Annotated in this window: 25 protein-coding genes; 15 read left to right on the top strand and 10 right to left on the bottom strand. The window is 47.2% G+C overall.

Annotation, left to right across the window (positions count from 1 at the left end; genetic code table 11):
- Positions 1-67 precede the first annotated feature (67 nt).
- The gene (gene cpxA / locus LRP50_RS10805; RefSeq protein ID WP_274164469.1) at positions 68-1441 is read right to left on the bottom strand and encodes an envelope stress sensor histidine kinase CpxA; all 1374 of its coding nucleotides are present in this window, start codon (positions 1439-1441) and stop codon (positions 68-70) included.
- A complete protein-coding gene (locus LRP50_RS10800; RefSeq protein ID WP_274164468.1) occupies positions 1441-2136 on the bottom strand; it encodes a response regulator in 696 nt (231 codons plus the stop codon). Before LRP50_RS10800 ends, cpxA begins: the two co-directional genes overlap by 1 nt.
- A 216-nt stretch (positions 2137-2352) precedes the next feature.
- Between LRP50_RS10800 and LRP50_RS10795 the strand changes: the two genes are divergently transcribed.
- The 3 genes from LRP50_RS10795 to pfkA all read left to right on the top strand — a co-directional run bounded on the left by LRP50_RS10795 (position 2353) and on the right by pfkA (position 5097).
- Entirely contained in the window at positions 2353-2835 is a 483-nt protein-coding gene (locus LRP50_RS10795) for a CpxP family protein (protein ID WP_274164467.1), read from the top strand.
- 141 nt (positions 2836-2976) lie between these two features.
- Positions 2977-3873 carry a CDF family cation-efflux transporter FieF gene (fieF, locus tag LRP50_RS10790; protein ID WP_274164466.1) on the top strand — a complete coding sequence of 299 codons (897 nt, stop codon included), beginning with the start codon at positions 2977-2979 and terminating at the stop codon, positions 3871-3873.
- Between the two features lie 261 nt (positions 3874-4134).
- The gene (pfkA, locus tag LRP50_RS10785; protein ID WP_017009551.1) at positions 4135-5097 is read left to right on the top strand and encodes a 6-phosphofructokinase; all 963 of its coding nucleotides are present in this window, start codon (positions 4135-4137) and stop codon (positions 5095-5097) included.
- Between the two features lie 105 nt (positions 5098-5202).
- Here pfkA and cysE read toward each other — a convergent pair whose 3' ends face one another.
- The 4 genes from cysE to LRP50_RS10765 form a co-directional block, all read right to left on the bottom strand.
- The gene (cysE, locus tag LRP50_RS10780; protein WP_274164465.1) at positions 5203-6045 is read right to left on the bottom strand and encodes a serine O-acetyltransferase; all 843 of its coding nucleotides are present in this window, start codon (positions 6043-6045) and stop codon (positions 5203-5205) included.
- A 223-nt stretch (positions 6046-6268) separates the two neighbouring features.
- Positions 6269-7300 (bottom strand): NAD(P)H-dependent glycerol-3-phosphate dehydrogenase, encoded by a 1032-nt coding sequence (gpsA, locus tag LRP50_RS10775; protein WP_274164464.1) that lies wholly within the window; start codon positions 7298-7300, stop codon positions 6269-6271.
- 24 nt (positions 7301-7324) lie between these two features.
- Positions 7325-7792, bottom strand: a complete 468-nt coding sequence (secB, locus tag LRP50_RS10770; protein ID WP_274164463.1) for a protein-export chaperone SecB — start codon at positions 7790-7792, stop codon at positions 7325-7327.
- Positions 7793-7891: 99 nt separating this feature from the next.
- Positions 7892-8332: a rhodanese-like domain-containing protein gene (locus tag LRP50_RS10765; protein WP_274164462.1), complete on the bottom strand. Its 441-nt coding sequence runs from the start codon at positions 8330-8332 to the stop codon at positions 7892-7894.
- Positions 8333-8773: 441 nt separating this feature from the next.
- On the opposite strand from LRP50_RS10765, the gene gpmM reads away from it, so the two are divergent.
- The 3 genes from gpmM (at position 8774) to LRP50_RS10750 (ending at position 12450) form a co-directional block, all read left to right on the top strand.
- Complete coding sequence (gpmM, locus tag LRP50_RS10760) at positions 8774-10312, top strand: 2,3-bisphosphoglycerate-independent phosphoglycerate mutase (RefSeq protein ID WP_274164461.1); 1539 nt, start codon at positions 8774-8776, stop codon at positions 10310-10312.
- A gap of 238 nt (positions 10313-10550) precedes the next feature.
- Positions 10551-11714, top strand: a complete 1164-nt coding sequence (locus LRP50_RS10755; protein ID WP_274164460.1) for a peptidoglycan DD-metalloendopeptidase family protein — start codon at positions 10551-10553, stop codon at positions 11712-11714.
- 16 nt (positions 11715-11730) lie between these two features.
- Positions 11731-12450 carry a divergent polysaccharide deacetylase family protein gene (locus LRP50_RS10750; protein WP_274164459.1) on the top strand — a complete coding sequence of 240 codons (720 nt, stop codon included), beginning with the start codon at positions 11731-11733 and terminating at the stop codon, positions 12448-12450.
- Between the two features lie 29 nt (positions 12451-12479).
- Here LRP50_RS10750 and LRP50_RS10745 read toward each other — a convergent pair whose 3' ends face one another.
- From LRP50_RS10745 to LRP50_RS10730, 4 genes are all read right to left on the bottom strand, one after another.
- Positions 12480-13055, bottom strand: a complete 576-nt coding sequence (locus tag LRP50_RS10745; RefSeq protein ID WP_274164458.1) for a hypothetical protein — start codon at positions 13053-13055, stop codon at positions 12480-12482.
- A 164-nt stretch (positions 13056-13219) separates the two neighbouring features.
- On the bottom strand, positions 13220-14260 hold the full coding sequence (tdh, locus tag LRP50_RS10740) for an L-threonine 3-dehydrogenase (protein ID WP_028025850.1): 1041 nt from the start codon (positions 14258-14260) through the stop codon (positions 13220-13222).
- Between the two features lie 7 nt (positions 14261-14267).
- Positions 14268-15464 (bottom strand): glycine C-acetyltransferase, encoded by a 1197-nt coding sequence (locus LRP50_RS10735; protein ID WP_274164457.1) that lies wholly within the window; start codon positions 15462-15464, stop codon positions 14268-14270.
- A 203-nt stretch (positions 15465-15667) separates the two neighbouring features.
- Positions 15668-16315 carry a TetR/AcrR family transcriptional regulator gene (locus LRP50_RS10730; RefSeq protein ID WP_274164456.1) on the bottom strand — a complete coding sequence of 216 codons (648 nt, stop codon included), beginning with the start codon at positions 16313-16315 and terminating at the stop codon, positions 15668-15670.
- 104 nt (positions 16316-16419) lie between these two features.
- Between LRP50_RS10730 and rfaD the strand changes: the two genes are divergently transcribed.
- The 9 genes from rfaD (at position 16420) to LRP50_RS10685 (ending at position 24764) form a co-directional block, all read left to right on the top strand.
- Complete coding sequence (rfaD, locus tag LRP50_RS10725; protein WP_274164455.1) at positions 16420-17364, top strand: ADP-glyceromanno-heptose 6-epimerase; 945 nt, start codon at positions 16420-16422, stop codon at positions 17362-17364.
- 66 nt (positions 17365-17430) lie between these two features.
- Positions 17431-18372 carry a lauroyl-Kdo(2)-lipid IV(A) myristoyltransferase gene (gene lpxM, locus LRP50_RS10720; protein WP_274164454.1) on the top strand — a complete coding sequence of 314 codons (942 nt, stop codon included), beginning with the start codon at positions 17431-17433 and terminating at the stop codon, positions 18370-18372.
- A complete protein-coding gene (locus LRP50_RS10715) occupies positions 18353-18967 on the top strand; it encodes an acyltransferase (RefSeq protein ID WP_274164453.1) in 615 nt (204 codons plus the stop codon). Before lpxM ends, LRP50_RS10715 begins: the two co-directional genes overlap by 20 nt.
- A gap of 2 nt (positions 18968-18969) precedes the next feature.
- Positions 18970-20025 (top strand): lipopolysaccharide heptosyltransferase II, encoded by a 1056-nt coding sequence (gene waaF, locus LRP50_RS10710; RefSeq protein WP_274164452.1) that lies wholly within the window; start codon positions 18970-18972, stop codon positions 20023-20025.
- Positions 20015-21067, top strand: a complete 1053-nt coding sequence (locus LRP50_RS10705; protein WP_274164451.1) for a glycosyltransferase family 9 protein — start codon at positions 20015-20017, stop codon at positions 21065-21067. Before waaF ends, LRP50_RS10705 begins: the two co-directional genes overlap by 11 nt.
- Before the next feature lie 84 nt (positions 21068-21151).
- Positions 21152-22030 (top strand): hypothetical protein, encoded by an 879-nt coding sequence (locus tag LRP50_RS10700; protein ID WP_274164450.1) that lies wholly within the window; start codon positions 21152-21154, stop codon positions 22028-22030.
- Positions 22031-22100: 70 nt separating this feature from the next.
- On the top strand, positions 22101-23051 hold the full coding sequence (locus tag LRP50_RS10695; protein ID WP_274164449.1) for a glycosyltransferase: 951 nt from the start codon (positions 22101-22103) through the stop codon (positions 23049-23051).
- Positions 23051-23452, top strand: a complete 402-nt coding sequence (locus tag LRP50_RS10690) for a GtrA family protein (protein ID WP_274164448.1) — start codon at positions 23051-23053, stop codon at positions 23450-23452. Before LRP50_RS10695 ends, LRP50_RS10690 begins: the two co-directional genes overlap by 1 nt.
- A 16-nt stretch (positions 23453-23468) precedes the next feature.
- Positions 23469-24764: a 3-deoxy-D-manno-octulosonic acid transferase gene (locus tag LRP50_RS10685; protein WP_274164447.1), complete on the top strand. Its 1296-nt coding sequence runs from the start codon at positions 23469-23471 to the stop codon at positions 24762-24764.
- Positions 24765-24787 lie beyond the last annotated feature (23 nt).

The raw sequence follows: 24787 nt of genomic DNA, 5'->3' as shown, positions 1-24787 counted from the left end.
CTCAAGTCGAAAATGAGACACTACTCAGTAATATTTCTTTTAATTAATAACCTGTCACATTTCTCACTCACGTCAATGTGAGCGAAAACGTCAGTCTAATCGTCAGTCCACCGTTGTGATTTATCGATGCCTGCGCAGAACCATTATGCTGCCTTACTGCGCTATCTGTGATCGCCAGCCCTAACCCTGTACCGCCACTCGCGCGATCACGGGCTGTCGATACACGATAAAAGGGTCTGAAGATATCAACGAGCATTTCCTCTGGGACGCCCTCACCATCATCAGTCACCATCACTTCTAATGATGTTCCTGTCACTGACATCGTCACATCTATTTGATGATTGGCATATTTGATGGCGTTTCTCACCACGTTTTCCAAAGCGCTGCAGAGCAATGGCCCATTACCTTCAATGTTTGCTTCGGGTATCGCGCCATAGGTGAGGTGCTTGCCACACTGCTCTGCTTCAAATTCAGCGTCTTCCAACAAGGTTTGCCAAAGCTCTAATAAGGAGTAAACATCGCGCTCGGCGTGACTGTTGATTTGCATGCGCGACAAAGACAACAGATCCGCAATCATTTTTTCCATACGCTCTGCTTCTGTATCAATGCGCGTGAGGTTATCGCTTTGTCCTTGCTTACGAATAGCTAGTGCATTCGCCATGCGAAGGCGGGTCAATGGAGAGCGCAGCTCGTGAGAAATATCGGACAACAATCGTTGCTGTCCGCTGATCATTTGATTCAGTGCCGTCACCATTTGATTGAAACTGGCCCCTGCTTGATGGAACTCGCGCGGGCCTTTTTCTAAATCAGGATCCGTTTCAAAACGCCCTTGTGCGACACGTTCAGCCGCAGCCTGTAAACGACGTGCTGGCCTAGTCACTGCCCAAGCCAGCCACAACAGCAATGGGGTACTCACTAACATGGTAACCAACAGCAATTGGAAAGGCCTGTCCAAGATCCGAACATAAAATGGTGGGGATTCTCGCCACATCTTGCCCACGTACATCAACGCTTGTTGGTTGCTATCTTCGATAGTAAATGGGCCTGCTAGCATCCAACGCCCATAAAGGCGCTGCATAGGTTCGTCTGGATCATCCGCGAGCGTCACAAAGTTTTTTAACGCGCGGCTACTGCCGTGATGACCTCGCCCGAGCATCTCTCCATCTACACTGGTGAAGTAGAGTTTAATCGAACCTCTTTCTGGTTGTTTTCGCTGAAAATTTTTCAGTTTTTGTTGAAACGAACCGTGCCCACTGGTGATTTTTGCAGACACCGCTTCCGCAATTTTCGCGTATTCGGCTTTTGCACTGGCTGGCAAGTCATGCTGCTGCCTAGGGTCGCTGTGTTGTGCCATTAATACGGCAATAAGCACCAGCATGAGCGTGAGCCAAAAAATAGCAAAGATACGGCCATAAAGGCTTTTTATGGTCGGCAACTTCATTATGCCTCCACCAGCAAATAACCACGCCCACGCAAGGTTTTAATGCGTGGTTTACCGTCTTCGCGCTCCGGTAATTTCTTACGAATGTTGGATATGTGCATATCGATAGCGCGATCAAATGGCGCGAGTCGTTTACCCAAGACATTCAAGCTGATATCCGCTTTTGCCACAATGGAACCAGGCTGTCTGACCAAATACGTCAGCAACGCCGTTTCCGTGCCCGTCAGGTCAATCAGCTGTTGCTGGCAATACACTTCCATCTTTCCGGGGAAAATCTCGATATCTTGATATTCCAATTTTTCCTGCGTGTCGTCACTGCGTTTGTCGTCGTGGTTTTTGCCTGTACGACGCAAAATCGCGCGCATTCGCGCCAGCAACTCTCTGTCGCTGAAAGGCTTAGGAAGGTAATCATCCGCGCCCAGTTCCAGCCCCATCACTCGGTCGATCTCTTCGCCTTTAGCGGTAAGCATAAGCACAGGAGTCTCCCAGCTTTCACGCAAACGACGCAGTGTCTCCATCCCGTTCAACACAGGCATCATGACGTCCAATAACACCAAATCAATGCTGTCATTGATTTGTTCTAACCCTTGCTGACCATTATTCGCTATATCGACCTCATAACCTTCTAGCTCCAAAAGGTCGCTTAGTAAGCTAGTGAGTTCAGTGTCATCGTCAATCAAAAGGATTTTGCTCATGGTACGCGCCCGTATATAGGTTGATGGGTCTAGTATCTGCCAATCATGTCAGGGACGCCATGAGTAAACATCAGGTTTACCTCCCTTTACATTGCTTTACGCTCCATGAACACCGGTTTACGTCTGGACCAGTAAAGTGAACACATCAACACGAAACACCCAAACCAAATAACAAATCCCAAGCAAATAGCTTGGAAATAAACCGGAGAGAACATCATGAAATTATCAAAACGCATTGTTGCCACTGTTATCGCACTTCCACTAATGATGGGTTCAATGTCAGCGATGGCATTTGGTGGTAAACATCACAATGGCGACGGCATGCATGGTGGAAAAGGCATGATGGGTAAACATCTGCTGCGTGGTATCGACTTAACTGACGAGCAAAAAGACGAGCTAAAAGCACTGCGTGAACAAAGCCGCGATGCGATGAAAGCGAACAAAGGTGAGATGAAAGCTGGCATGATGGCTGACCGTCAAGAGATGCAGGCACTGCTGCTATCAGACAATTTTGACGAATCACAAATTCGCGTATTGGCAGAAAAAATGGCTGACCAACAAGTTGAACGCCGAGTGGCAATGATGAAACGCCAACATGAGATGCTGAATATCCTTACACCAGAACAAAAAGAGGAAGTAAAAGCAAACATGGAAAAAATGGCAGAGCGTCATCAAGAACGCATGAAAAAACACCACTGATCACTGACATCCACTGAGATTCATTGATTCCTCCCTTCATGCCGACATTTGTCGGCATGTCGCATTTCCCTCTCGGTCAGCCGAACAATCCAATAACAAAAACGTTATACTCTCTCCACTTACTCTTAGTTGTACGTGCACATGACTGAAAAATACGCCCGCTTAGTTCAGATGGCCGCATGGGCGGCAACCATTACCGCATCATTTCTATTGCTGATGAAACTGGGAACCTGGTGGTATACCGGCTCTGTCAGCTTACTGGCATCGCTAGTCGATTCCCTGATTGATTTACTCGCCTCCATTACCAACCTTATTGTGGTGCGTTATGCGCTCCAACCCGCGGATGAAGAACACCGTTTTGGTCACGGTAAAGCCGAATCTCTTGCTGCTCTAGCTCAAGCCGCGTTCATCGTAGGTTCTGCCTGTTTCTTGCTTCTCAATGGCGTTGAGCGACTATTTAAACCCACGGAGCTTTTTCACCCTGAAGCTGGGGTCGTAATGAGTGGTATTGCCACCGTGATCACGGCAGGCCTAGTCTTATTCCAAAAATGGGTCGTGCGACAAACGGGCAGTCAGGCCATCGCAGCAGACTCTCTGCATTACCAGTCTGATTTATACATGAACATTGCCATCATCGTGGCGCTAGGTTTAGCTTGGTATGGCTTCCCGATGGCAGATGCTATCTTTGCGATTGGTATTGGCATATTCATTCTTATCAGCGCGTTCAAAATGGCCAACGAAGCAGTTCAAGCGCTCCTTGACCATCAACTTCCCGTTGAAGATCAAGAAAAAATCATGCTACTGGCGTCAACCGTTTCAGGTGTGGAAGGTGTTCATGACCTGCGTACACGACAGGCTGGGGCGACGCGCTTTATCCAGCTTCACCTCGAACTCGACGACGACTTAAAACTGGTCGATGCCCACGTCATTGCCGATGAGGTTGAGGACCGATTAGAAATCGCGTTCCCTGGCGCAGATATCCTTATCCACCAAGATCCCATATCAGTGGTAGGAAAAATCCCTCGTGAGCAAAATTAATACACGAAAAACAAAGAACATTTGCAACGCTTAGTGATATTAATCAACGAAAATACGTAGTGAAATTGTAATAGTCTTTCATAAGTAGGAAAGTTACAGTTTCAAAGACGTTGCCAGCAAGATAAACTGGCACGTCAATGCATGCTGAGACATACCCGCGTTACCTGATAAGACTTTTCAACGAAAAGCAGGGTGCAGATTCGCGGTCTTAACATGCGAAAATGGATTTGAAATTTCAATTCCCAAAGTCAGAGGGTAACCATGGTTAGTAAAATTGGTGTTTTGACCAGTGGCGGTGACGCCCCGGGTATGAATGCAGCCATCCGCGGTGTTGTGCGTGCGGCATTGAGCGAAGGCATTGAAGTGTGCGGTATTTATGACGGCTACCAAGGCCTTCACCAGAACCGTATCGAAAAACTGAACCGCACTAGCGTTTCAGACATGATCAACCGAGGCGGAACTTTCCTCGGTTCTGCGCGCTTCCCTGAATTTAAAGAAGAGAAAGTGCGTGAGCAAGCCATCCAGAACATGAAGATGCACGGCATCGAAGCGCTGGTTGTGATCGGCGGTGACGGTTCATACATGGGTGCGAAAAAGCTGACTGAAATGGGTTTCCCATGCATCGGTCTGCCAGGCACGATTGATAATGATATCCCAGGCACTGACTACACCATCGGTTATTTAACAGCACTGAACACCGTTGTTGAAGCTATCGACCGTCTGCGTGATACATCTTCTTCTCACCAACGTATTTCTATCGTTGAAGTGATGGGTCGCCACTGTGGTGATTTGACACTGATGGCTTCGATTGCTGGCGGCTGTGAGTACTTCATCACACCAGAAATCGGCTTAGATAAAGAGAACCTGATCTCTAAAATCAAAGAAGGTATCTACAAAGGTAAGAAGCACGCAATCATCGCGATCACCGAGCTAATGACTGACACCAACGAGTTGGCGAAGTACATTGAGGCAGAAACAGGTCGTGAAACGCGCGCTACCATTCTAGGTCACATTCAACGCGGCGGTCAGCCTCGTGCATTCGACCGTATTCTTGCGTCTCGCATGGGTGCATTCGCGGTTGATCTACTGATCCAAGGCGAAGGTGGTCGTTGTGTCGGTATCCAGCATGAACAACTTGTTCATCACGATATCATCGATGCTATCGAAAATATGCGTCGCCCGTTCCGTCAAGACTTGTACGACGTTGCGAACAAATTGTTCTGATCACTAGACAGACCAAACAAAAACGGAGCCTAAGGGCTCCGTTTTTTTATTCTCTTTCCTTGGTGTCTTCTCGGTTTCACACTCTCAGAGTCTGAAAGACGGGAGCTAGATACCATCGCCTTCAATAAATTCTGAACTGCTAATGTTCTGGTCCATGTCGAACGAAGGCGTTTCGCTGCTTGGTGTACCAATAATCTTCGCAGGTACGCCCGCAGCAGTGGTATGGGGAGGCACAGGAATGAGAACGACAGAACACGCTGCAATTTTCGCCCCTTCGCCCACTTCAATGTTACCCAGTACTTTCGCGCCCGCGCCAATCATGACACCTGTACGAATTTTCGGGTGACGATCACCGCCTTCTTTGCCCGTTCCGCCTAACGTCACGTCCTGAAGAATAGAAACATCATCTTCAACAACGGCGGTTTCACCGATGACAATACCTGTTGCGTGGTCAAACATGATGCCACGACCAATACAGGCCGCAGGGTGAACATCAACCTGACACGCCACAGAGATTTGGTTTTGCAGGTATACCGCTAACTCACGGCGACCTTGATACCAAAGCCAGTTCGCCACACGAAAGCCTTGTAAAGCGTGGAAGCCTTTCAAATACAAAAGCGGGGTCGAGTAAAGCTCAATCGCGGGATCGCGCTCCACGGTCGCGCAAATATCGCACGCTGCCGACGCAACAATGCTACTGTCGCCTGCATAGGCTTCTTCCACCACTTCACGCACTGCCATGGCTGGCATGCTCGGCGTGGCAAGCTTGTTGGCAAGGATATAACTGAGTGCTGCAGCTAACGTGTCGTGCTTAATGATGGTGGCATGGAAAAAGCTCGCCAGCATTGGCTCACGCTCTGTCTGCTCTTTTGCTTCACGCTTAATGGCCTTCCAGACTTTTTCTTGCTGGCATTTTTTATCACGGCCTTCACCACACATCCTTTGCATCTTGGTACCTTTTACCCTGCTACTTGTCTTGTCATCAATCTCATGAATTCACGAGATTGTCAGTGTGACATAGATATACAAACAACCCAATATTGAAACCGTCTGCGAAAAGCCTCTTTGGCACCACGATTCTCACGATGCATGCCACTCGTCGCAAAAACAAAAAACGCGAGAAGAGTTCCCGCGTTTTTAAGACTCAATAATAGTAATACGTTAAATATCGCTATTCAGATGTTCTCTGACGCGCTAACAAATCTTGCGCCGCCAAGCGAGCATCTTTGTTTTCGTACAGCACCTGATAGATTTGCTCTACGATCGGCATTTCCACGCCAACACGTTTCGCCAAAACACGGACTTCTTTGGTATTACGATAGCCTTCAACGACCTGACCGATTTCAGTTTGCGCTTCATCTACGCCTTGGCCTTTACCTAACGCCAAACCAAAACGGCGGTTGCGAGATTGGTTATCAGTACAAGTTAGCACTAGATCGCCCAAGCCCGCCATGCCCATAAAGGTTTCACGTTCGGCGCCCAAAGCAACGCCTAAGCGAGTTAACTCGGCAAGACCACGCGTGATCAATGCCGTACGCGCATTCGCTCCAAAGCCAATGCCATCCGACATGCCCGCGCCAATCGCGATGACGTTCTTCACTGCACCACCAAGCTGCATACCGACAAAATCACTGTTGCCATAAACACGGAAAGTGCGGCTACAGTGAATCTTCTCTTGCAGATCAGCAACAAACTCGGCGTTAGGTGACGCTACCGAAATCGCGGTTGGCATACCTGCTGCCAACTCTTTCGCAAACGTTGGGCCAGATAACACCGCCAACGGTATATCATCACCGAGCTGCTCTTTGGCAACATCTTGAAGTAACCGACCCGTCTCAGGCTCCAATCCTTTCGTTGCCCAGCAAATTCGTTGGTCATCACGAAGAAAAGGTTTTACCTGAGCCAATACCATGCCAAATACATGACTCGGCACCACGACCAAAATGTCGCGCGAGGCTTGAACCGCCTCTTGCAGATCCGCACTTAAAATCAATGAGTCTGGAAAGGCGACACCCGGCAGAAACGCTTCATTAGAACGATCTATTTCCAACTGCGCCATATGCGCCGCTTCATGGCCCCACAAGACGACATTCGCGCCGTTTCGTGCCAAAGAAATGGCCAGCGAGGTGCCGTATGAGCCTGCGCCCAATACGGTCATGGCAACATTTGCCATCGCATGAGTGGCTTGGGTATTTTCTGTCATTGGTGTCGACCCTTTTCGCGACGCTTATGCGTCAGCGTTTTCAGTGTTTTGCGTTTGGTTTTGCAGGTAGTTCATGAACAATGCGTCAAAGTTAACTGGCGCAAGGTTTAGTTGTGGGAACGTACCTTTTACCACCAAGCTTGAAATAGTTTCACGAGCGTACGGGAACAAGATGTTCGGGCAGAATGCGCCTAGGCAATGTGCCAATTGCGGAGCTTCCATACCATCAACGCTGAAGATACCGCCTTGTTGAACTTCACACAGGAAGCCATTTTCTTCGCCGTTTTTCACGGTCACAGTCAAACGAAGTACCACTTCGTAAACGCCTTCACCCAGTTCACGGCTTTGCGTGTCTAGATCTAGGTTTACATCAGGGTTCCACTCTTGCTGAAACACGTCTGGAGAGTTTGGCGCTTCAAAAGACACGTCTTTCAGGAAGATACGTTGAATCGCAAAGTTTTGTGCTTGTTGGTTGGTTGCTGCTTCAGCCATAGTGATAAATCCTTGTTAAATAAACCAATGCGTTCTCGCATTCTAAAATAATTCAGGCAGCCTTTGAGAGCTGCCTGTCGTATAGCTCACTGGTTAGCGTTACTTTTTCTTCTTATTACGAACCAATGGCAGATTCGCTTCATTCCACGAAATCAAACCATCTTTCAGTACGCTAACATTCTCAAACCCAGCTTTTGTCAGCAAATTCGCGCTTTCAATTGCAGTCTGGCCAGTCTTACATACCAGAATGATTGGGTCAGATTTGTGTTTTTCAATCTCACCGTAAGTTTCGGCTTTAATGTCTTTCGCCAAAACGTGAAGTGCGCCAGCAATATGACCTGCGCGATACTCATCACGGCTACGGATATCAACAAACACACCATTTTCACGGTTTACCATCACGGTGGCATCATTTGGTGTGACGATGCGGTACGACGCGGTTTTCTGTTTGATCACAGAGACAACCAGTGCAACGACCAGACCTACCCACACCAGTGACAAAATCAAGTTACTTTGGACAAATTCAATTAACTGCTGCATAGCTCGCTTCTACATTCATGTCGGCAAAAAAATCGACCCCGAGTATAACCTCCCGCGCCCGCAAGTACAGCATGGGCTTGGATTTCCATGCCCTTGCTCACTGGTAACAAAGCGCAAAAATTTGAATTAAATCACACTCACCCACATTTATTGATTATTCGATCATCAACTGAGCGTGCAGCATGAAGATAGGGCGTTTGCTGACCAAAAGCTGTTGACTTACTACAACTATTTTCCCGTTCTTGCTCACCAGCACGTATTACTCAGGTGAGAGCACTAAGAGACACACCAGAAGATACGTGAGCTAACCACTTGGCATTACAAATTTTGTTGATATTTTAGCGAAAAAGTTTGCCTACTGCTTAACCAACAAAATGTAGTAAAGTTACGCTAATTGTTTTTCTATTTTAAACATTGAAATCGACATAAAGAGGACACCGTATGTCTGCTAAGAAGCCTTTGGCACTTGTTATTCTGGATGGATGGGGTTATCGCGAAGATAACAGTGATAACGCCATTGCTAACGCTAACACACCCGTTCTTGATGGTTTGATGGCGGGTACCAGCACACTGATCTCAGCATCAGGCATGGATGTTGGTTTACCAGACGGCCAAATGGGCAACTCTGAAGTTGGTCACACCAACATTGGCGCAGGTCGTATCGTTTACCAAGACCTTACTCGCATTACTAAAGCGATTTCTGATGGCGAGTTTTTCGATAACGCCGTTCTGACTGGCGCTGTAGACAAGGCTGTTAAAGCAGGCAAAGCCGTCCATATCATGGGCCTTATGTCACCTGGCGGCGTACATAGCCACGAAGATCATATCGCTGCGGCAGTTGAGTTGGCGGTTCAGCGTGGCGCTGAAAACGTGTACCTACATTGCTTCCTTGATGGTCGTGATACACCACCACGCAGTGCGAAAAACTCTCTGGCTCGTTTTGACGAGTTGTTTGCGAAACTGGGTAAAGGCCGCACCGCGTCTATCGTGGGTCGCTATTACGCTATGGACCGCGATAACAACTGGGATCGCGTTGAAAAAGCTTACGACCTACTCACTGAAGCAAAGGGTGATTTCACTTTCGCCTCTTCTGTAGAAGCGCTTGAAGCAGCATACGCACGTGAAGAAAACGATGAATTCGTTAAAGCCTCAGAAATCCGTGCTGAAGGCCAGCCTGTTGCGTCTATCAATGACGGTGACAGCCTGATTTTCATGAACTTCCGTGCTGACCGTGCGCGTCAAATCGCTCGCACCTTCCTGCCTACCTTTGACGGTTTCAACCGTTCAAAAGTCGCAGAATTGTCAGATTTCGTGATGCTGACTGAATACGCATCAGACATCGACGCTTCTTGCGCTTACCCGTCAGACAACCTAGTGAATACATTGGGTGAATGGCTATCGAAAGAAGGCAAAACACAGCTTCGTATTTCTGAAACAGAAAAATACGCACACGTGACCTTCTTCTTCAATGGTGGTGCTGAAGACGCATTTGAGGGCGAAGAGCGCTCACTCGTTGCTTCTCCTAAAGTGGCAACCTACGATCTTCAGCCAGAAATGAGCTCAGAAGAACTGACCGACAAACTGGTTGCAGCGATTAAGAGTGGCAAGTTTGACCAAATCATCTGTAACTACCCGAATGGCGACATGGTTGGCCACACTGGTGTTTACGATGCGGCAGTGAAAGCATGTGAAGCGGTTGATAGCTGTATCGCACGCGTCGTTGAAGCGATTAAAGAAGTTGACGGTCAATTGCTGATCACAGCTGACCACGGTAATGCTGAAATGATGATCGACCCTGAAACGGGCGGCATCCACACAGCTCACACCAATTTACCGGTACCATTGATCTACGTAGGTAGCAAAAACATTGAGTTGGTTGAAGGCGGCAAGCTGTCTGATCTCGCACCAACCATGCTGTCTCTGTCTGATGTGGCTATCCCATCAGACATGACAGGCAAACCACTTTACGTTCAAAAGTAATCGAGGCTCGCTAAATACCCCTTCGGTATTTAACGAATAGAAGCGCCGAGGCGAAAGGTAGCAATACCTTTTCCTCGGCGCTTTTTTATGGCGTATCGCCTGCTTCCAGTTAACGCTGTCAGTTTCACAAACTGTTTGAATTAAAAGCACTAATATTGACTGTATTTCTTCACGTTCTTGCGACGCTGAGACACTCTCAATAGTGCAGACCCCATATCAGGTTGATATACTGCAACACATGTTAGGAATAAATTTGCGCCTACTTAAAACATTGCGCGCCAGTGCTTTATGCACTGGCGCTTTGCTATGCCTGCTTATCTCACCGTTATCCACCGCCAGTGATGAACAACTCTCGGGCGTTAAAAATGAGATTTCTCGTCAAGAGCAACAACTGAGCAGCAGCAATAAAAAGCTAAACTCCCTTCAAACTGCATTGAAGAAACAAGAACAATCCATCAGTGGCTTGGCGAAACAAATCCGAACCTCCAACGCGACACTGTCGAGCCTGCAACAAGATATCGCGTTATTGAATAAAGAAAGCCAACGCCTAGAGCAGCTCAAATTGGGGCAAATGGAATTGTTGAAGGAATTGCTCAACAGCCAATATCGCCAAGGCGAACACAATCAACTCAATGCCATATTGAGTGGCCAAGACACCAACCAATTAGACCGTATGACGGTTTATGCCGAACGCCTATCTAAAGCACGCACCGATGCCATCAATGAGTTAGCCGCGACAGATACTGAGTTGCAGCTAAAACGCCACACATTGACTGAGCAAACTGAAAAGCAAAAAACGGTGCTGGCATCCTTGCAGGCAGATAAATCCGCATTGGAAAAAGAACAACGCGCACAGAAAAAAACCGCCAATGCTATTCAACGTCAAATTAGCAGCGATAAATCCTACCTGACTGAATTGAAAGACAACGAAAAACGCCTGAAAGTCGAATTGGAAAAATCTGCCGAATTGGCGCGTGTTGCCGCCGAACAAGCCAAAGTCAAAATGGATGGGCTGGGTAAGTACAAAGGCAAACTACAATGGCCAGTAAAAGGCAAAGTGCTTCATAGCTATGGCAGTGCGCAAAGCGGTCAACTTCGCTGGAACGGCATGGTCATTTCCGCCAAAGAAGGAACGGAAGTGAAAGCAGCCCATGATGGCACCGTTGTGCTCTCAAACTGGCTGCGTGGCTACGGTTTGATGGTGGTCATTGACCATGGCAAAGGTGACATGAGCTTCTATGGCTACAACCAAGCTTTGCTCCGAAACGTGGGCGAAACAGTAAAAGCAGGCGATCCAGTGGCGCTTGTCGGCAACAGTGGCGGTCAGGCTTTCTCAGGCCTCTACTTTGAAATTCGGCGCAAAGGTAACGCCACCAACCCTAGCCCCTGGTTAGGCCGGTAAACACGGAAGGTTACAGATGCAAAGGATTGTTACTGTCACCACCCTACTCTTACTTCTTCTGGCACCGACTGTGGCTGCCAAGCCCAAACTCGCACTGATTATTGATGATCTCGGCTATGACTTGATGCCGAGAGACATCGCGAAACTGCCCAGTGAAATCAGCGTATCCGTGATCCCTTTTACCGAATTCGATACCGCAGTGGCGTTAACTGCACTCAGTCAGCAACGCGAGATCTTGCTTCATTTGCCCATGCAAAGCGCTCCACACGCCCCATCAGAGCCTAATCAACTCACGCTTGATATGGACAAAGTAGAAATGCAGAACGCCATATTAGAAGCGCTATATCGTGTTCCTCATGCAGTGGCAGTAAACAATCACATGGGGAGTTTGCTCACGCAGCACAAAGAGCCCATGCATTGGATCATGGAAACGCTTCATACCAAACAGCTCGGCTTTATTGATAGCCGCACCACGCCAAGCACCGTCGCGCAAAAAATTGCAAAACAGCACGGATTAGCCAACAACCGTCGTCATGTTTTTCTTGATCACCTGCAAACGGAAGATTTCATCCTCCAGCAGCTTGAGCTAGCGATCCAGCAGGCCAACCATCGTGGAATTGCGGTGGTAATTGCCCATCCGCTACCCATCACACTCGACACCCTGCAAAAAGCCCTTCCAGCTCTCCAAGAGCAAGTGGATTTAATTCCTATTTCTCAGGCGCTGCTAAACAAATAGTAATAAAAAACCCGCCATAGCGGGTCTAATCATGGATAGCAGGCAGTAAGCAATATGTGCTCTTTTTCTCGGTTTGGATCTGTTGACCAAATCGTAGCTTCTGGGATGTTACTACCATCGTATTTAACCCGAGTGCCGTTAACAGCAAAGAACTCTTCCGCTTCAGTATCGTAGATGTAAACCGAAACTTTTCCTCTTTCAGCGAGTTTTTGCCAGATAGCTTTCCCACCCTCATACTGCTCAGAGTCTGATACAATTTTGAGGCTGCGAAATCGAACAAGAAGCTCGTACAACGCAGTAGCTATACCTGAGTTCCGAACTCGTCTATCTGTCGCAACAAGTTCAACCTGCTGATAGGTATCGTCTTCAAAGAATCGAGATACCGAGATTAGACCATCACGATCCTGATTAAACTCCATTTTCGTAATAACCTCGTGGCGGCCCTCTGGACCAGCCTCTGCGTTGACCGCACAAGCGTAATGGTTTTCCTTTTGCACATAAAAACTTACCATAGCTCCATTCGAAGCTCTGGCTGAATATAGTTCATCACAATCACGCTGCAATGCGCGAGTGCTGTATGAGTTTGGCAAAATTGGAAGTTCCATACCGTTCGTTATTACTGGCATCGTTGTCCTGAGTATAGTCGTATATTTGATAGAATTACTCTGATTTACAAGACCATATTACCTGAATCACTAAAAAGTTAAAGCTAGAGTCTCAAAAAAGAGAAACCCGCCGAAGCGGGTTTGTTAAAGCGTTCAGGTTGGCATTATTTCTGCCAATCAAGAATCACTTTACCTGACATGCCAGAGCACATCTTGTCGAAGCCTTCTTGGAAGTCATCAACACTGTAGTGGTGTGTAATGATTGGGCTGAGATCCAAACCAGATTGGATTAAGCTCGCCATTTTGTACCACGTTTCAAACATTTCACGACCATAGATACCTTTGATCACCAAGCCTTTGAAAATCACTTGGTTCCAATCGATACCCATGTCTGACGGTGGAATACCCAGAAGGGCAATACGACCACCGTGGTTCATGGTTTTCAGCATAGAGTTAAACGCTGACGGGTTACCTGACATTTCAAGGCCCACGTCAAAGCCTTCTTTCATGCCTAGCTCAGCCATGACATCTTCAAGCTTCTCTTCCGCCACGTTAACCGCACGGGTAACACCCATCTTACGAGCAAGATCGAGGCGGTATTCGTTCACATCAGTGATCACGACATAACGCGCACCCACGTGTTTCGCGACAGCTGCTGCCATGATCCCAATCGGGCCAGCACCGGTGATCAGCACATCTTCGCCAACCAAATCAAATGACAGTGCAGTGTGTACCGCGTTGCCGAATGGGTCGAAAATAGAGGCGAGATCATCAGAGATATCGGCAGGAATTTTGAATGCGTTGAACGCTGGGATCACCAAATATTCCGCAAATGCGCCTTCACGGTTCACACCAACACCCGTGGTGTTACGGCAAAGGTGTGTGCGGCCAGCGCGACAGTTGCGGCAGTGACCACAAGTGATATGGCCTTCGCCAGAAACACGGTCACCCACGGTGAAACCGCGAACTTCCTGACCCATAGCAACCACTTCACCCACGTATTCGTGACCGACAACCATTGGCACCGGAATGGTCTTTTGTGACCATTCATCCCAGTTGTAGATGTGTACATCAGTACCACAAATCGCGGTTTTACGGATTTTGATCAAAAGATCGTTATGGCCTACTTCTGGCAGCTCAACCTCGGTCATCCAAATGCCAGGTTCCGCTTTCAGTTTTGCCAGCGCTTTCATTTTGTTCGTCATTGACTGCTTATCCAATCAAGCCCATGTCTTTACCAACTTTGATAAAGGCATCGATAGCTTTGTCTAATTGCTCGCGGCTATGTGCAGCCGACATTTGTGTACGAATACGTGCTTGGCCTTTTGGCACCACAGGGAACGAGAACCCAACCACGTAGATACCTTCTTTCATCATGCGTCCTGCAAATTCAGCGCCCACTTTCGCGTCGCCCAGCATCACAGGGATGATTGCGTGGTCAGCACCAGAAAGCGTAAAGCCCGCTTCGCTCATGCGCGCGCGGAAATGGCTCGCGTTATCCCAAAGTTGGGTACGCAGATTGCCGCTTTCTTCCAGCAGGTCAATCACGCGAATAGACGCAGAGACGATCGCTGGAGCGAGAGAATTCGAGAACAGGTACGGGCGTGAACGCTGGCGCAGCCAATCAATCACTTCTTTCTTGCCCGAGGTGTAACCGCCTGATGCGCCGCCCATGGCTTTGCCTAGCGTACCGGTGATGATATCGATACGGTCAATCACATCGTGATGCTCGTGAGTACCACGCCCATTCGCGCCCATGAAGCCCACTGCGTGAGAGTCATCAACCATCACCAATGCGCCATACTTGTCTGCCAAATCGCAAATCGCTGGCAGGTTCGCCACAACGCCGTCCATTGAGAACACACCGTCCGTCACGATAAGCGTATTGCGAGCACCGGCTTCTTTTGCCGCAATCAGTTGCTGCTCAAGTTCTTCCATGTTGTTGTTCGAATAGCGGAAACGCATCGCTTTACAAAGGCGCACACCATCGATGATTGAAGCGTGGTTTAGTGCATCAGAAATAATCGCATCTTCTGCGCCCAAGATGGTTTCGAACAAACCCGTGTTCGCATCAAAGCAAGAGGTATAAAGAATGGTGTCTTCCATACCGAGGAAAGTAGAGAGTTTCTCCTCAAGCTCTTTGTGCGAATCTTGCGTTCCACAGATGAAACGTACTGATGCCATGCCAAAGCCGTGCTCGTCCATGCCCTTCTGCGCCGCTTCAATCAGTGCAGGGTGATTCGCCAGACCTAAGTAGTTATTGGCACAGAAGTTCAGCACTTCGTCACCTGATGTCACCGCGATTTTGGCTTGCTGCGCCGTCGTGATAACACGTTCATCTTTATAAAGGCCTTCAGCTTTCACTTCTTCAAGCTGTTGGCGGATTTGCTGGTAAAAAGCGGTAGTCATCGCTCACTCCATCATGGAAAACAGGAACAAATTTAAGGCATGCCATCAGTAGAGCACTGATAACACAGTATTTATCGCGCACAAGTGAAGCTGATACGTCCACCACATTAAACTAATGCAGTATTACATATCACAATAATGGCTGATAATAGGGTTATGAGGAAGGTTGCGTCTATCGAATTAGCATATCTTATTGCCAGAGATCACGCAGATGCCTCTGTCATTTGCTGTTGGTAGTGCTCAATTAACTCGCCAACAACTGCTCGCCCCTTGTCTGTTGTCATGGGCGATACCATATTGAGTATTTGCAAAACACCTTGATAGATAACAGCTGGCGTTATCTTGGCCTGTGGCGCTTGGGCGCTTTGATAAAATATCCAGCTTGAAGCAACAAGCTTAAGCGTGCTGCACAGCGACGCCAGAGCCTCGTCTTTCATATCTAACCAGCCAGTGTCACGAAATCGCCCCAGCATGGTAAATAAGTTCGCTTTCAGGCTTTGTTGTGCGATGAGGTATTTATTCTGCAATACCGCATCACGTCGCAATATATCGGGCAGATTGGCGTAGAAAAAACGGTAGCGCCACATCAACTGAAACGTGGCATCTAAATACGCAAGCAGACGCTGTTGATCGGATTCAGCTGGCACTTCTGGTTGAAAGCCCACCGTGAGATCGAGCGCGTATTGATCGAAAATACTGTGTATAATCTCTTCCTTATTACGGAAGTGGTAATACAAGTTTCCTGGGCTAATCCCAAGATCAGCAGCAATGTGATTGGTAGTGACATTTGGTTCACCCTGCTCGTTAAACAGTGCCAATGCAGAATGAATAATGCGATCACGGGTTTTCATGGTTAAACTGCTATCCTCAGGCCCAAAAGGGAAAAGTAAATATTACCATAGCCTCCGCAAGAGTGATGGCGGGGTCTTCTCATTGTCAGATATTAGGTAAAAGTATGATTATAGTGACTGGCGGCGCTGGCATGATTGGCAGCAACATTGTTAAAGCCCTGAACGAACAAGGCATCAACGACATTCTAGTGGTTGATAACCTAAAAGACGGTACCAAGTTCGTCAATCTGGTCGATCTAGATATCGCTGACTACATGGACAAAGAAGACTTTATCACCCAAATCATGGCGGGTGATGATTTCGGCCCAATCGAAGCCATTTTCCATGAAGGCGCATGTTCTGCTACCACAGAGTGGGACGGCAAATACATGATGCTCAACAACTACGAGTATTCAAAAGAGCTGCTGCACTTCTGTTTAGAGCGTGAAATTCCTTTCCTATATGCTTCTTCGGCTGCGACCTATGGCGGTCGTGACCACGACTTCATCGAAGAGAAGCCGTACGAAGGTGCATTGAACGTTTACGGTTACTCGAAACAGCAATTCGACAACTATGTACGTCGTATTTGGGCTGACGCAGAAGCACATGGCGAAACGCTGTCGCAAATCACAGGATTCCGTTACTTCAACGTTTACGGCCCACGTGAAAACCACAAAGGCAGCATGGCGTCAGTGGCGTTCCACCTAAACAACCAAATCAAAGATGGTCAAAATCCAAAACTGTTCGAAGGCAGCAACACCTTCAAACGTGATTTTGTGTACGTTGGCGACGTTTGCAAGATGAACCTTTGGTTCCTTGAAAACGGCGTATCTGGCATCTTCAACTGTGGCACTGGTCGCGCTGAACCTTTCCGCGCTGTCGCGGAAGCCGTTATCGCCTACCACAACCAAGGTGAAGTGGAAGAGATCCCGTTCCCAGATCACCTAAAAGGCCGCTACCAAGCCTTCACCCAAGCCGACCTCACCAAGGTGCGCGCCGCGGGCTACAGCGAAGAGTTTAAAACTGTCGCTGAAGGTGTTGCCGAATACATGGCAATCCTGAACAAGTAATTGGCAGGAAAACGGGCCTCGGCCCGTTTTTCGTCTTACCTCTGATTTATCTGTAGTTTCGACTCTATGAGCCAAGAATCAAGCAACACTTCTTATCTACCCAAATTCGAATGGGCATTCCTGCATCCTCGCTACTGGGGTACTTGGTTAGGGATGTTTGTTGTCGCGATCCTCGCGTTTGTCCCTTTCCGTCTACGTGACAAATTCGCAGAGTTTCTCGCCAAACGACTGGTTAAAATGAATAACCGGGCGAAAAAGCGTGCCGTCGTCAACCTTCAAGAATGTTTTCCAGAAAAAACAGAAGAAGAGCGTTTCGCCATTCTTGAACAAAGCTATATTAATGCAGGATGCGTGATGCTTGGCTTTGCCACCATCATGATGCGCAGCAAACGCTATTTGGAAAAACGTACGCTTTTTCGTAACGAGGAAATCCTCACCGAGCTCGTCGAGAACGGTGAAAAGGTCATTCTACTCGTGCCGCACAGTTGGGCAATTGACTACCCTGCCGTGCAACTCGCATCGCGTGGCTTACCTGTCGCAGCTATGGTGAAAAAGCAAAAAAATCGAGTCGTGGATTGGTTGATGAATGTGCAACGTCTCAAGTACGGCGGTCGCACCCACGAGCGCGGTGATGGCGTGAAACCTTTTATCAAATCCGTACGTGAAGGGTTCTTAGGCTATTACTTGCCAGATGAAGATCACGGCCCTGAATACAGTGTCTTCGTGCCTCTTTTTGGTACACAAAAGGCGACACTTTCAGGCCTCGGTAAACTGGCAAAACTCAGCCGAGCGAAAATCGTGCCGCTAATGCCTGTATACAACCGCGAAACCGGTAATTTTGAAGTCATTGTGCAACCACCACTCGCACCGTTCCCAACAGGTAGCGAAGAAGCCGACGCGCGCATGATGAACAAACGTATTGAACAGTTTTTGGAATCCGACCCCGGCCAGTATATGTGGATCATGAATCTGCTCAGATCAAGACCGGATGGTAGTCAGCTATATTAAGAGGTCACCTAACGTGAATACATCCCGACAAGGTGGCCTATTAAATCGTCTCCTTTTCACTCTTCGCAATAAAGTGAAAGTCAAAAATGGCAACACGATCAATGTTGCCTCCGCAACACGGATCCGACAGTGCCATATTTCGATAAAAGGCACGGGCAATAAGTTAATGATTGACGATGGTGCGAACCTAAAAGGCGTGCATATCGAAATCAATGGCAACAACTGCAGCCTCACTGTCGGAAAACACTCTGTGATTGGAGAGGGCTGTTACCTTTCGGCGCGTGAAAATGGCACGACACTCACTATCGGTGAAAACTGTATGTTCTCGCGAAACGTCAAAGTGATGACCAGCGACGGGCATGACATTCTCTGCGCAAATGAACGCATCAATCCAGCAAAGAGCATTACGATAGGCTCACATGTGTGGTTGGCTGATGGCGCAGTTGTCCTCAAGGGCAATGATATTGGTGATCATTCAGTCGTTGGAATCAATGCGGTAGTCACTCATGACGTTCCCACAAACAGTATTGCTGCCGGTAACCCAGCTAAAATCATTAAATCTGACATTTGTTGGGATGAGAAGTTAACGTACTAACCATGAAAATACTCATAATTGGCCCATCTTGGGTAGGCGACATGGTCATGTCCCAAAGCCTCTACAAACGCTTAAAAGACCATCATCCCGATGCGTTGATTGATGTGCTCGCACCTGCTTGGTGCAAACCCATTATTGAGCGTATGCCTGAAATTCACCACGCAATTGAAATGCCGGTCGGACACGGTCAGTTTAATCTCTCAGAACGTTGGAACTTGGGCAAATCATTACGTGAAGAACATTATGATCATGCCTATGTGTTACCTAACTCCGCCAAATCGGCACTGATCCCGCTATTTGCTAAAATCCCTAAACGAACGGGATGGAAAGGAGAACTTCGATTTGGTCTGCTCAACGATTTAAGACCAGACAGAAAAGTCTTCCAATACATGGTAGAGCGCTATGTTGCTCTCGCACATACAAAACAGGCGATGCTATCGGAAGTTGACATCGAGAGCGTATCAAACCCAGCACTCAACGTTGACAAAGAGAATCAAGCTGCCTGTCTACAGCGATTCGGTATAGCCTCTCACTCGCCCATTATTGGCCTCTGCCCTGGTGCTGAGTTTGGCCCAGCAAAACGCTGGCCCGAACAGCACTATGCCTACATCGCCAAACAATTGATCGCCGAAGGCAACCAAGTATGTCTATTCGGTGGTCCCAAAGACAAAGCAGTCACAGAAAGCATTGTTAGTGCTCTTTCAGAGCATCAAAAATCAATGTGCTTTGATTTAGCCGGAGAGACTTCATTGGTAGATGCGGTGGATCTGCTTGCGGCTTGCCACACTGTGTTTTCAAACGATTCAGGACTCATGCATGTGGCTGCTGCCGTCAACAGCAATATTGTAGCGATATATGGCTCAAGCTCCCCCATGTACACTCCTCCGCTTTCAGATAAAGTGAGAATTGTTAACACCGACATCAAATGCCGCCCGTGCTTCAAACGAGAATGCCCACTTGGACATTTAGATTGCCTCAATAAGCTAATGCCACAGCAAGTACTTAGCGCATACCACGACTTAATCTCTACGCCGCGATGGAAAGACAATGAAATTTAATCAACCAAAGATTTCATCAAAATACGCATGCTTTGAAAAAGGCGCTTACGCATCCAAAGCAGCCAAGCACTACTTGAATAATGAATTTGACCCAAATAAGGTCAAAAAAATTGCGGTCATTAGACATGCGGCTTTAGGTGATCAAGTTATCACTCGACCGTTCTTGATCGAAGCGCGCAAGTTCTTCCCCAATGCGGAAATTACGTTAGTCGCTCTTTCTACCTATCAATATGGAATGCCTTCCGATCTTGCAGATCGCACCGTCGTTCTGCACGGCAGAGATCGTAAAGGGGAAGTGTCATTCGGCGATAAAATGAATAACTTTCGCGAAGTGGGCGATCAGGATGTCATTTTTGATTTGGCGGGAACTAACCGCTCTTACTGGGTAAACATTCTCAACAAAGCCAAATTAAAGATTGGTTTTCCTTACAAGTCTTGGCTCAAAGGCACACTATACAATGCTGCGGTATTTCGCTCTGATCTCCAGCCAGAAGTCGAAACGATGCTAGATATGCTGCGCTTACTTGGCCATATTCCTGCACAACGCCTCGACTTTGGTTATCCCGATCACGCGGAGCTCGTCAGTTCAGAACAACCTTACTTCGTTTACTTTAATGGCGCATCCCAACCAAGAAAGGTGCTAAAAAACGATCAGGTTATCGCGCTAATGGAAATGGCCGTGAAGACCTTTCCTGAGGTTAAGCATGTTTTTCTTGAGGGCGTCAATGAGTCAGAAAAAGGTGACTTTCTTTCACACCTAACGACCTACGATAATTTTGCAATCCAGCCATGCATCCCTCTGGAGGAATTACTCACATTCTGCGCAAAAGCCCAGCTGGTTGTAGCGCCGGATACGGGTGTAAGAAACGTTGCAATATCAACGCACACACCCACTGTCGGTATTTTCTATGCCACAGTTCCATTCCGATATACACCAAGATATGAGCCTATTCACCATATCGTCATGAATGCGTCTTGCGCCGTTCCTACCAATGAGCAAATAGTTCATACTATCTCAACTGCATATACAGCAGAAAAATAACACGATGAATGAAAGTAACTGATTTCTTGGCGGTACTTTCATTCTTCGCTATTTCTGCGGTTGGTTAACTTACGGATAAACGGAATGATTTTAACGCTTCTTACTTTTGGCGACCGCTTAGAAAACCACTATCAAGCTTCTTTTGCCATTCTCACTTATTTGAAAAGTGACCTTATCTCTAAGGTTTGTGTTGTTACTGATCGCCCAAAATACTATGAGTATTTTGGCGACAGTGTTGATGTTATCGAGATTGACCAAAACATCATGAATGAATGGCGTGGAAGTGATGACTTTTTTTGGCGCATAAAAATGAAAGCCATTGAAGCCGCAGCACTGCGTAACCCCGAGCAAGACATTCTTTATGTTGACTCAGATACCTTCTATGTGCGGAATATGGACGTCATTGCTAACGGACTAAGCAAAGGGCAATCTTTCATGCATGAAAATGAAGGAAAACTCTGTGGGATGACAAGTAAAACTCCACGAAACATGTGGAAATCCCTTCAAGGAAAGACCTTTGCTGGCGTCACCATCAATGAAGACACTGAAATGTGGAATGCTGGCGTCATTGCACTTCATCGTAGTCATGCCAAACAGACGATTTCGCTTGCCATCGATATATGTGATGAAATCTGTAAAACAGATTGCCCTAGACGTTTAGTAGAACAGTTCGCTTTTTCTGTCGCCCTCAAACACTCCTCGATCTTAACCGCCGCAGAAAATCAAATCGGTCACTACTGGGGCAACAAGCCGGATTGGAATGCAAAAATCGTCGACTTTTTTATGTTTTCAACATTGTCAGGGTCATCGTTTGAAGAAGATTTAGCTCGAGTACAAACGTTGGAGCTAAGCACGCTGCCGACTGTCTACAAAGAAAAAAGCATTAAAGGTAAAGTAAATAAATTGCTCGACCGCGTGTTCCCACCAAAAGAAGTGCAATACTATAAAGGACGTACTCAATAAAAGTCTTATCAATTTCGGTAGTTAGAATGCATTAACGGATGGGTTCACTGACACATGGATGAGGAATTCAATGACCAAGCCAGTTATTTCCATCGTATGCCCCTGCTTTAACGAGCAGGAGGTTATCCACACCTTCACAGATAAAATCACGGAGATATTAGGAGAAACAAATTTCAGCTACGAGCTGTTATTTGTTAACGATGGAAGTCGAGACGACACACTCACCGTGCTCTATGCTCTGGCTGAAAAAGATAAGCACATTCGCGTGCTTAACCTTTCACGTAACTTTGGCAAGGAAGCGGCACTGACCGCAGGCCTTGAACATGCCGAAGGTGACGTCATCATCCCTATTGATGCCGACATGCAAGACCCGCCTGAGCTCATCCATGACTTTATTAGAGAGTGGCAAAAAGGCTATGACGTTGTTGTCGCCAAGCGCATCGACAGAAGCAGCGATACACTGGCAAAAAAAATCACCGCCAATTTATTCTACAAATTTCACAACAGCATTGCTGACGTCGAAATTCCTGACAATGTAGGAGACTTTAGGCTCATCACCCGTCGGGTCGTTCAGGCTATTCAACTGTTACCAGAAAACCAGCGATTCATGAAAGGGATCTTTTCTTGGGTAGGCTTCAAAACCTCAGTGGTTGAGTATGCACGTCAACCTCGCGCAGCCGGAGAAAGCAGTTTTAACGGTTGGCGACTGTGGAATTTTGCCTTGGAAGGGATAACCAGTTTTAGTACTGCGCCCTTACGTGTTTGGCTCTACCTTGGTGTTATATTCTCGGCTATCGCATTTATACTGGGTGCATCTATCATCATAAAAACCTTAGTTTTTGGTGTCGATATCCCGGGTTATGCATCGCTACTTACTATTGTTCTTTTCTTTGGTGGCATACAGTTAATTGGACTGGGCGTCATGGGGGAGTACATCGGACGACTGTACATGGAATCCAAACGAAGACCTGTATATATCCTCGATAGTGATTCAAAAACACCCGAGAGTGACCGTCGATAGTGCACCCAATCGCGAAAAAGCTTTTTCAATACCGGATTATACGTTTCGGCTTAACCGGTGGAATAGCGACACTGATACATGTCGCTATTGCCTTCTGGTTGCTACATTTTTTTGCCGCTAATGTACTAACCGCAAATCTCTTTGGATTCCTTGTCGCATTTGGTTTTTCGTATTTCGTACAATCACTGTTTGTGTTTAAACAATCATTGTCACGTAAAAATGCAATACGCTTCTTTGCAGTTCAATTCTCTGCGTTAGTGATCTCACAACTGATCAGTGAACTGTTCAATGATACCAACAGCTATCTACGCGTCTTGCTGGTTGTGTTTATGATCCCCCTGGTGACTTACGTTATTCACCGATTTTGGACATATAGAGAAACAGACTCCTCAACAAACTAGGTTGCACGGATACTTCATGACACCTGACTTTTTCACTCGCTTTGCGCCCTCACTTCAACGTGCTGGATTCTACTTAGGCTTAATGCTCGCCATATTGTACGCGAGTAATCAAATCCTTACTGGCGACCAAACCCAAATGCTCTATAAGGGCTACCTAGGCGCTTATCAAAATGTCTGGCTGGCATTTGGCAACGCTGCTAGTGCTGTGGGCAATGTACCTGGATCGTTATCCGCTTGGATTGTCGGGGCTCCACTCTTGTTATGGGATAACCCTTGGGCACCGATGCTCACCATTATCGTGCTACGAGTCATCTCATTCTTTTTGCTTGATGCCGTAGTGAAATCTGTCTTCAGCCAACCGGTCCGCTTTCTATTCATGGTCGCCTATTGGTTGAACCCATGGCTTTTGTACGACAGCTTGCTCTACAACCCTGCCTATTTGTGTTTTTTTACGGCATTGCATTTTTGGTCAGCATTTAAACTTCGAGAGCAATCTTCCTTCGCGTTTAGCTTTCTCCATGTATTGGCAATTGGCGGCGCGATGCAGTTCCATTACTCTTGGCCAGTATTGGCTGTCATCTCTTGCTATCTTCTTTACCGTAAAATGGCACATCCTAATTGGGCGGGTGTCATGATTGGTGGCATGGTTGTTCTCGCATCCCTTATTCCCTATTTTCAGGAATACATGGTTAACGAGAGTATCAGTCGAGAAAGTGATCGTTACATCGGCTATGGTGCGGTTCATGTTTACCCAGTAATTAAAGCAGTGTTCTATTGGGTTCGCTACGGCTCTACGATGTTTTCAAATCGGCTGATCACGGATGTCAGTTTTGACTGGATCACCACCATCAGTTGGCTACAGATGACTATTCAGTATTGCTGGCAGGCACTACTTTATGTGGTAGGCGCGACAACCGTGGTGATCTCCGCAAAAGTAAACTGGCGTGCATGGAAGAGCATCAAGCCCATAATTAAACGCGACAAGCCGATTGCAGATGACACACATTGGCTGCTCTTGTTTGCAGGCGCGACGGTATTGGCCATCATCATCAACGCCATGCTATCCCCCATTACCTTTTCATATTGGCATCTGATCCTTACATTCCCACTGGCTCTCATCCCCATCATGGTGTCAGCAGAAACATGGCGAATCTCAATGCCCACTCGTTTCAATAAAGGCCTCATCGCTTTGGCTGGCTTCTTTCTTCTCGTTAACCTTGTTGCCGCGCATGACAGTGACAAATACTCGTATAAAGTCGACTACGTCGGGCAAGTGGAGCAATACTTGATAGATGAAGGGCTATCGAAATAGGCTATTGTTCCGCTAAAGGGCTC

The organism is Enterovibrio gelatinilyticus (assembly GCF_028683095.1).
In the GTDB taxonomy this organism is placed as follows: domain Bacteria; phylum Pseudomonadota; class Gammaproteobacteria; order Enterobacterales; family Vibrionaceae; genus Enterovibrio; species Enterovibrio gelatinilyticus.
Note: the sequence above shows the minus strand (reverse complement) of the source record. Positions and strands in the feature narration are given on the sequence as shown.

What these genes read in the sequence shown, in the direction of transcription:
- cpxA (WP_274164469.1), bottom strand. Translation starts at nt 1,441, where the DNA reads ATGAAGTTGCCGACCATAAAAAGCCTTTATGGCCGTATCTTTGCTATT.
- LRP50_RS10800 (WP_274164468.1), bottom strand. Translation starts at nt 2,136, where the DNA reads ATGAGCAAAATCCTTTTGATTGACGATGACACTGAACTCACTAGCTTA.
- LRP50_RS10795 (WP_274164467.1), top strand. Translation starts at nt 2,353, where the DNA reads ATGAAATTATCAAAACGCATTGTTGCCACTGTTATCGCACTTCCACTA.
- fieF (WP_274164466.1), top strand. Translation starts at nt 2,977, where the DNA reads ATGACTGAAAAATACGCCCGCTTAGTTCAGATGGCCGCATGGGCGGCA.
- pfkA (WP_017009551.1), top strand. Translation starts at nt 4,135, where the DNA reads ATGGTTAGTAAAATTGGTGTTTTGACCAGTGGCGGTGACGCCCCGGGT.
- cysE (WP_274164465.1), bottom strand. Translation starts at nt 6,045, where the DNA reads ATGCAAAGGATGTGTGGTGAAGGCCGTGATAAAAAATGCCAGCAAGAA.
- gpsA (WP_274164464.1), bottom strand. Translation starts at nt 7,300, where the DNA reads ATGACAGAAAATACCCAAGCCACTCATGCGATGGCAAATGTTGCCATG.
- secB (WP_274164463.1), bottom strand. Translation starts at nt 7,792, where the DNA reads ATGGCTGAAGCAGCAACCAACCAACAAGCACAAAACTTTGCGATTCAA.
- LRP50_RS10765 (WP_274164462.1), bottom strand. Translation starts at nt 8,332, where the DNA reads ATGCAGCAGTTAATTGAATTTGTCCAAAGTAACTTGATTTTGTCACTG.
- gpmM (WP_274164461.1), top strand. Translation starts at nt 8,774, where the DNA reads ATGTCTGCTAAGAAGCCTTTGGCACTTGTTATTCTGGATGGATGGGGT.
- LRP50_RS10755 (WP_274164460.1), top strand. Translation starts at nt 10,551, where the DNA reads ATGTTAGGAATAAATTTGCGCCTACTTAAAACATTGCGCGCCAGTGCT.
- LRP50_RS10750 (WP_274164459.1), top strand. Translation starts at nt 11,731, where the DNA reads ATGCAAAGGATTGTTACTGTCACCACCCTACTCTTACTTCTTCTGGCA.
- LRP50_RS10745 (WP_274164458.1), bottom strand. Translation starts at nt 13,055, where the DNA reads ATGGAACTTCCAATTTTGCCAAACTCATACAGCACTCGCGCATTGCAG.
- tdh (WP_028025850.1), bottom strand. Translation starts at nt 14,260, where the DNA reads ATGACGAACAAAATGAAAGCGCTGGCAAAACTGAAAGCGGAACCTGGC.
- LRP50_RS10735 (WP_274164457.1), bottom strand. Translation starts at nt 15,464, where the DNA reads ATGACTACCGCTTTTTACCAGCAAATCCGCCAACAGCTTGAAGAAGTG.
- LRP50_RS10730 (WP_274164456.1), bottom strand. Translation starts at nt 16,315, where the DNA reads ATGAAAACCCGTGATCGCATTATTCATTCTGCATTGGCACTGTTTAAC.
- rfaD (WP_274164455.1), top strand. Translation starts at nt 16,420, where the DNA reads ATGATTATAGTGACTGGCGGCGCTGGCATGATTGGCAGCAACATTGTT.
- lpxM (WP_274164454.1), top strand. Translation starts at nt 17,431, where the DNA reads ATGAGCCAAGAATCAAGCAACACTTCTTATCTACCCAAATTCGAATGG.
- LRP50_RS10715 (WP_274164453.1), top strand. Translation starts at nt 18,353, where the DNA reads ATGGTAGTCAGCTATATTAAGAGGTCACCTAACGTGAATACATCCCGA.
- waaF (WP_274164452.1), top strand. Translation starts at nt 18,970, where the DNA reads ATGAAAATACTCATAATTGGCCCATCTTGGGTAGGCGACATGGTCATG.
- LRP50_RS10705 (WP_274164451.1), top strand. Translation starts at nt 20,015, where the DNA reads ATGAAATTTAATCAACCAAAGATTTCATCAAAATACGCATGCTTTGAA.
- LRP50_RS10700 (WP_274164450.1), top strand. Translation starts at nt 21,152, where the DNA reads ATGATTTTAACGCTTCTTACTTTTGGCGACCGCTTAGAAAACCACTAT.
- LRP50_RS10695 (WP_274164449.1), top strand. Translation starts at nt 22,101, where the DNA reads ATGACCAAGCCAGTTATTTCCATCGTATGCCCCTGCTTTAACGAGCAG.
- LRP50_RS10685 (WP_274164447.1), top strand. Translation starts at nt 23,469, where the DNA reads ATGACACCTGACTTTTTCACTCGCTTTGCGCCCTCACTTCAACGTGCT.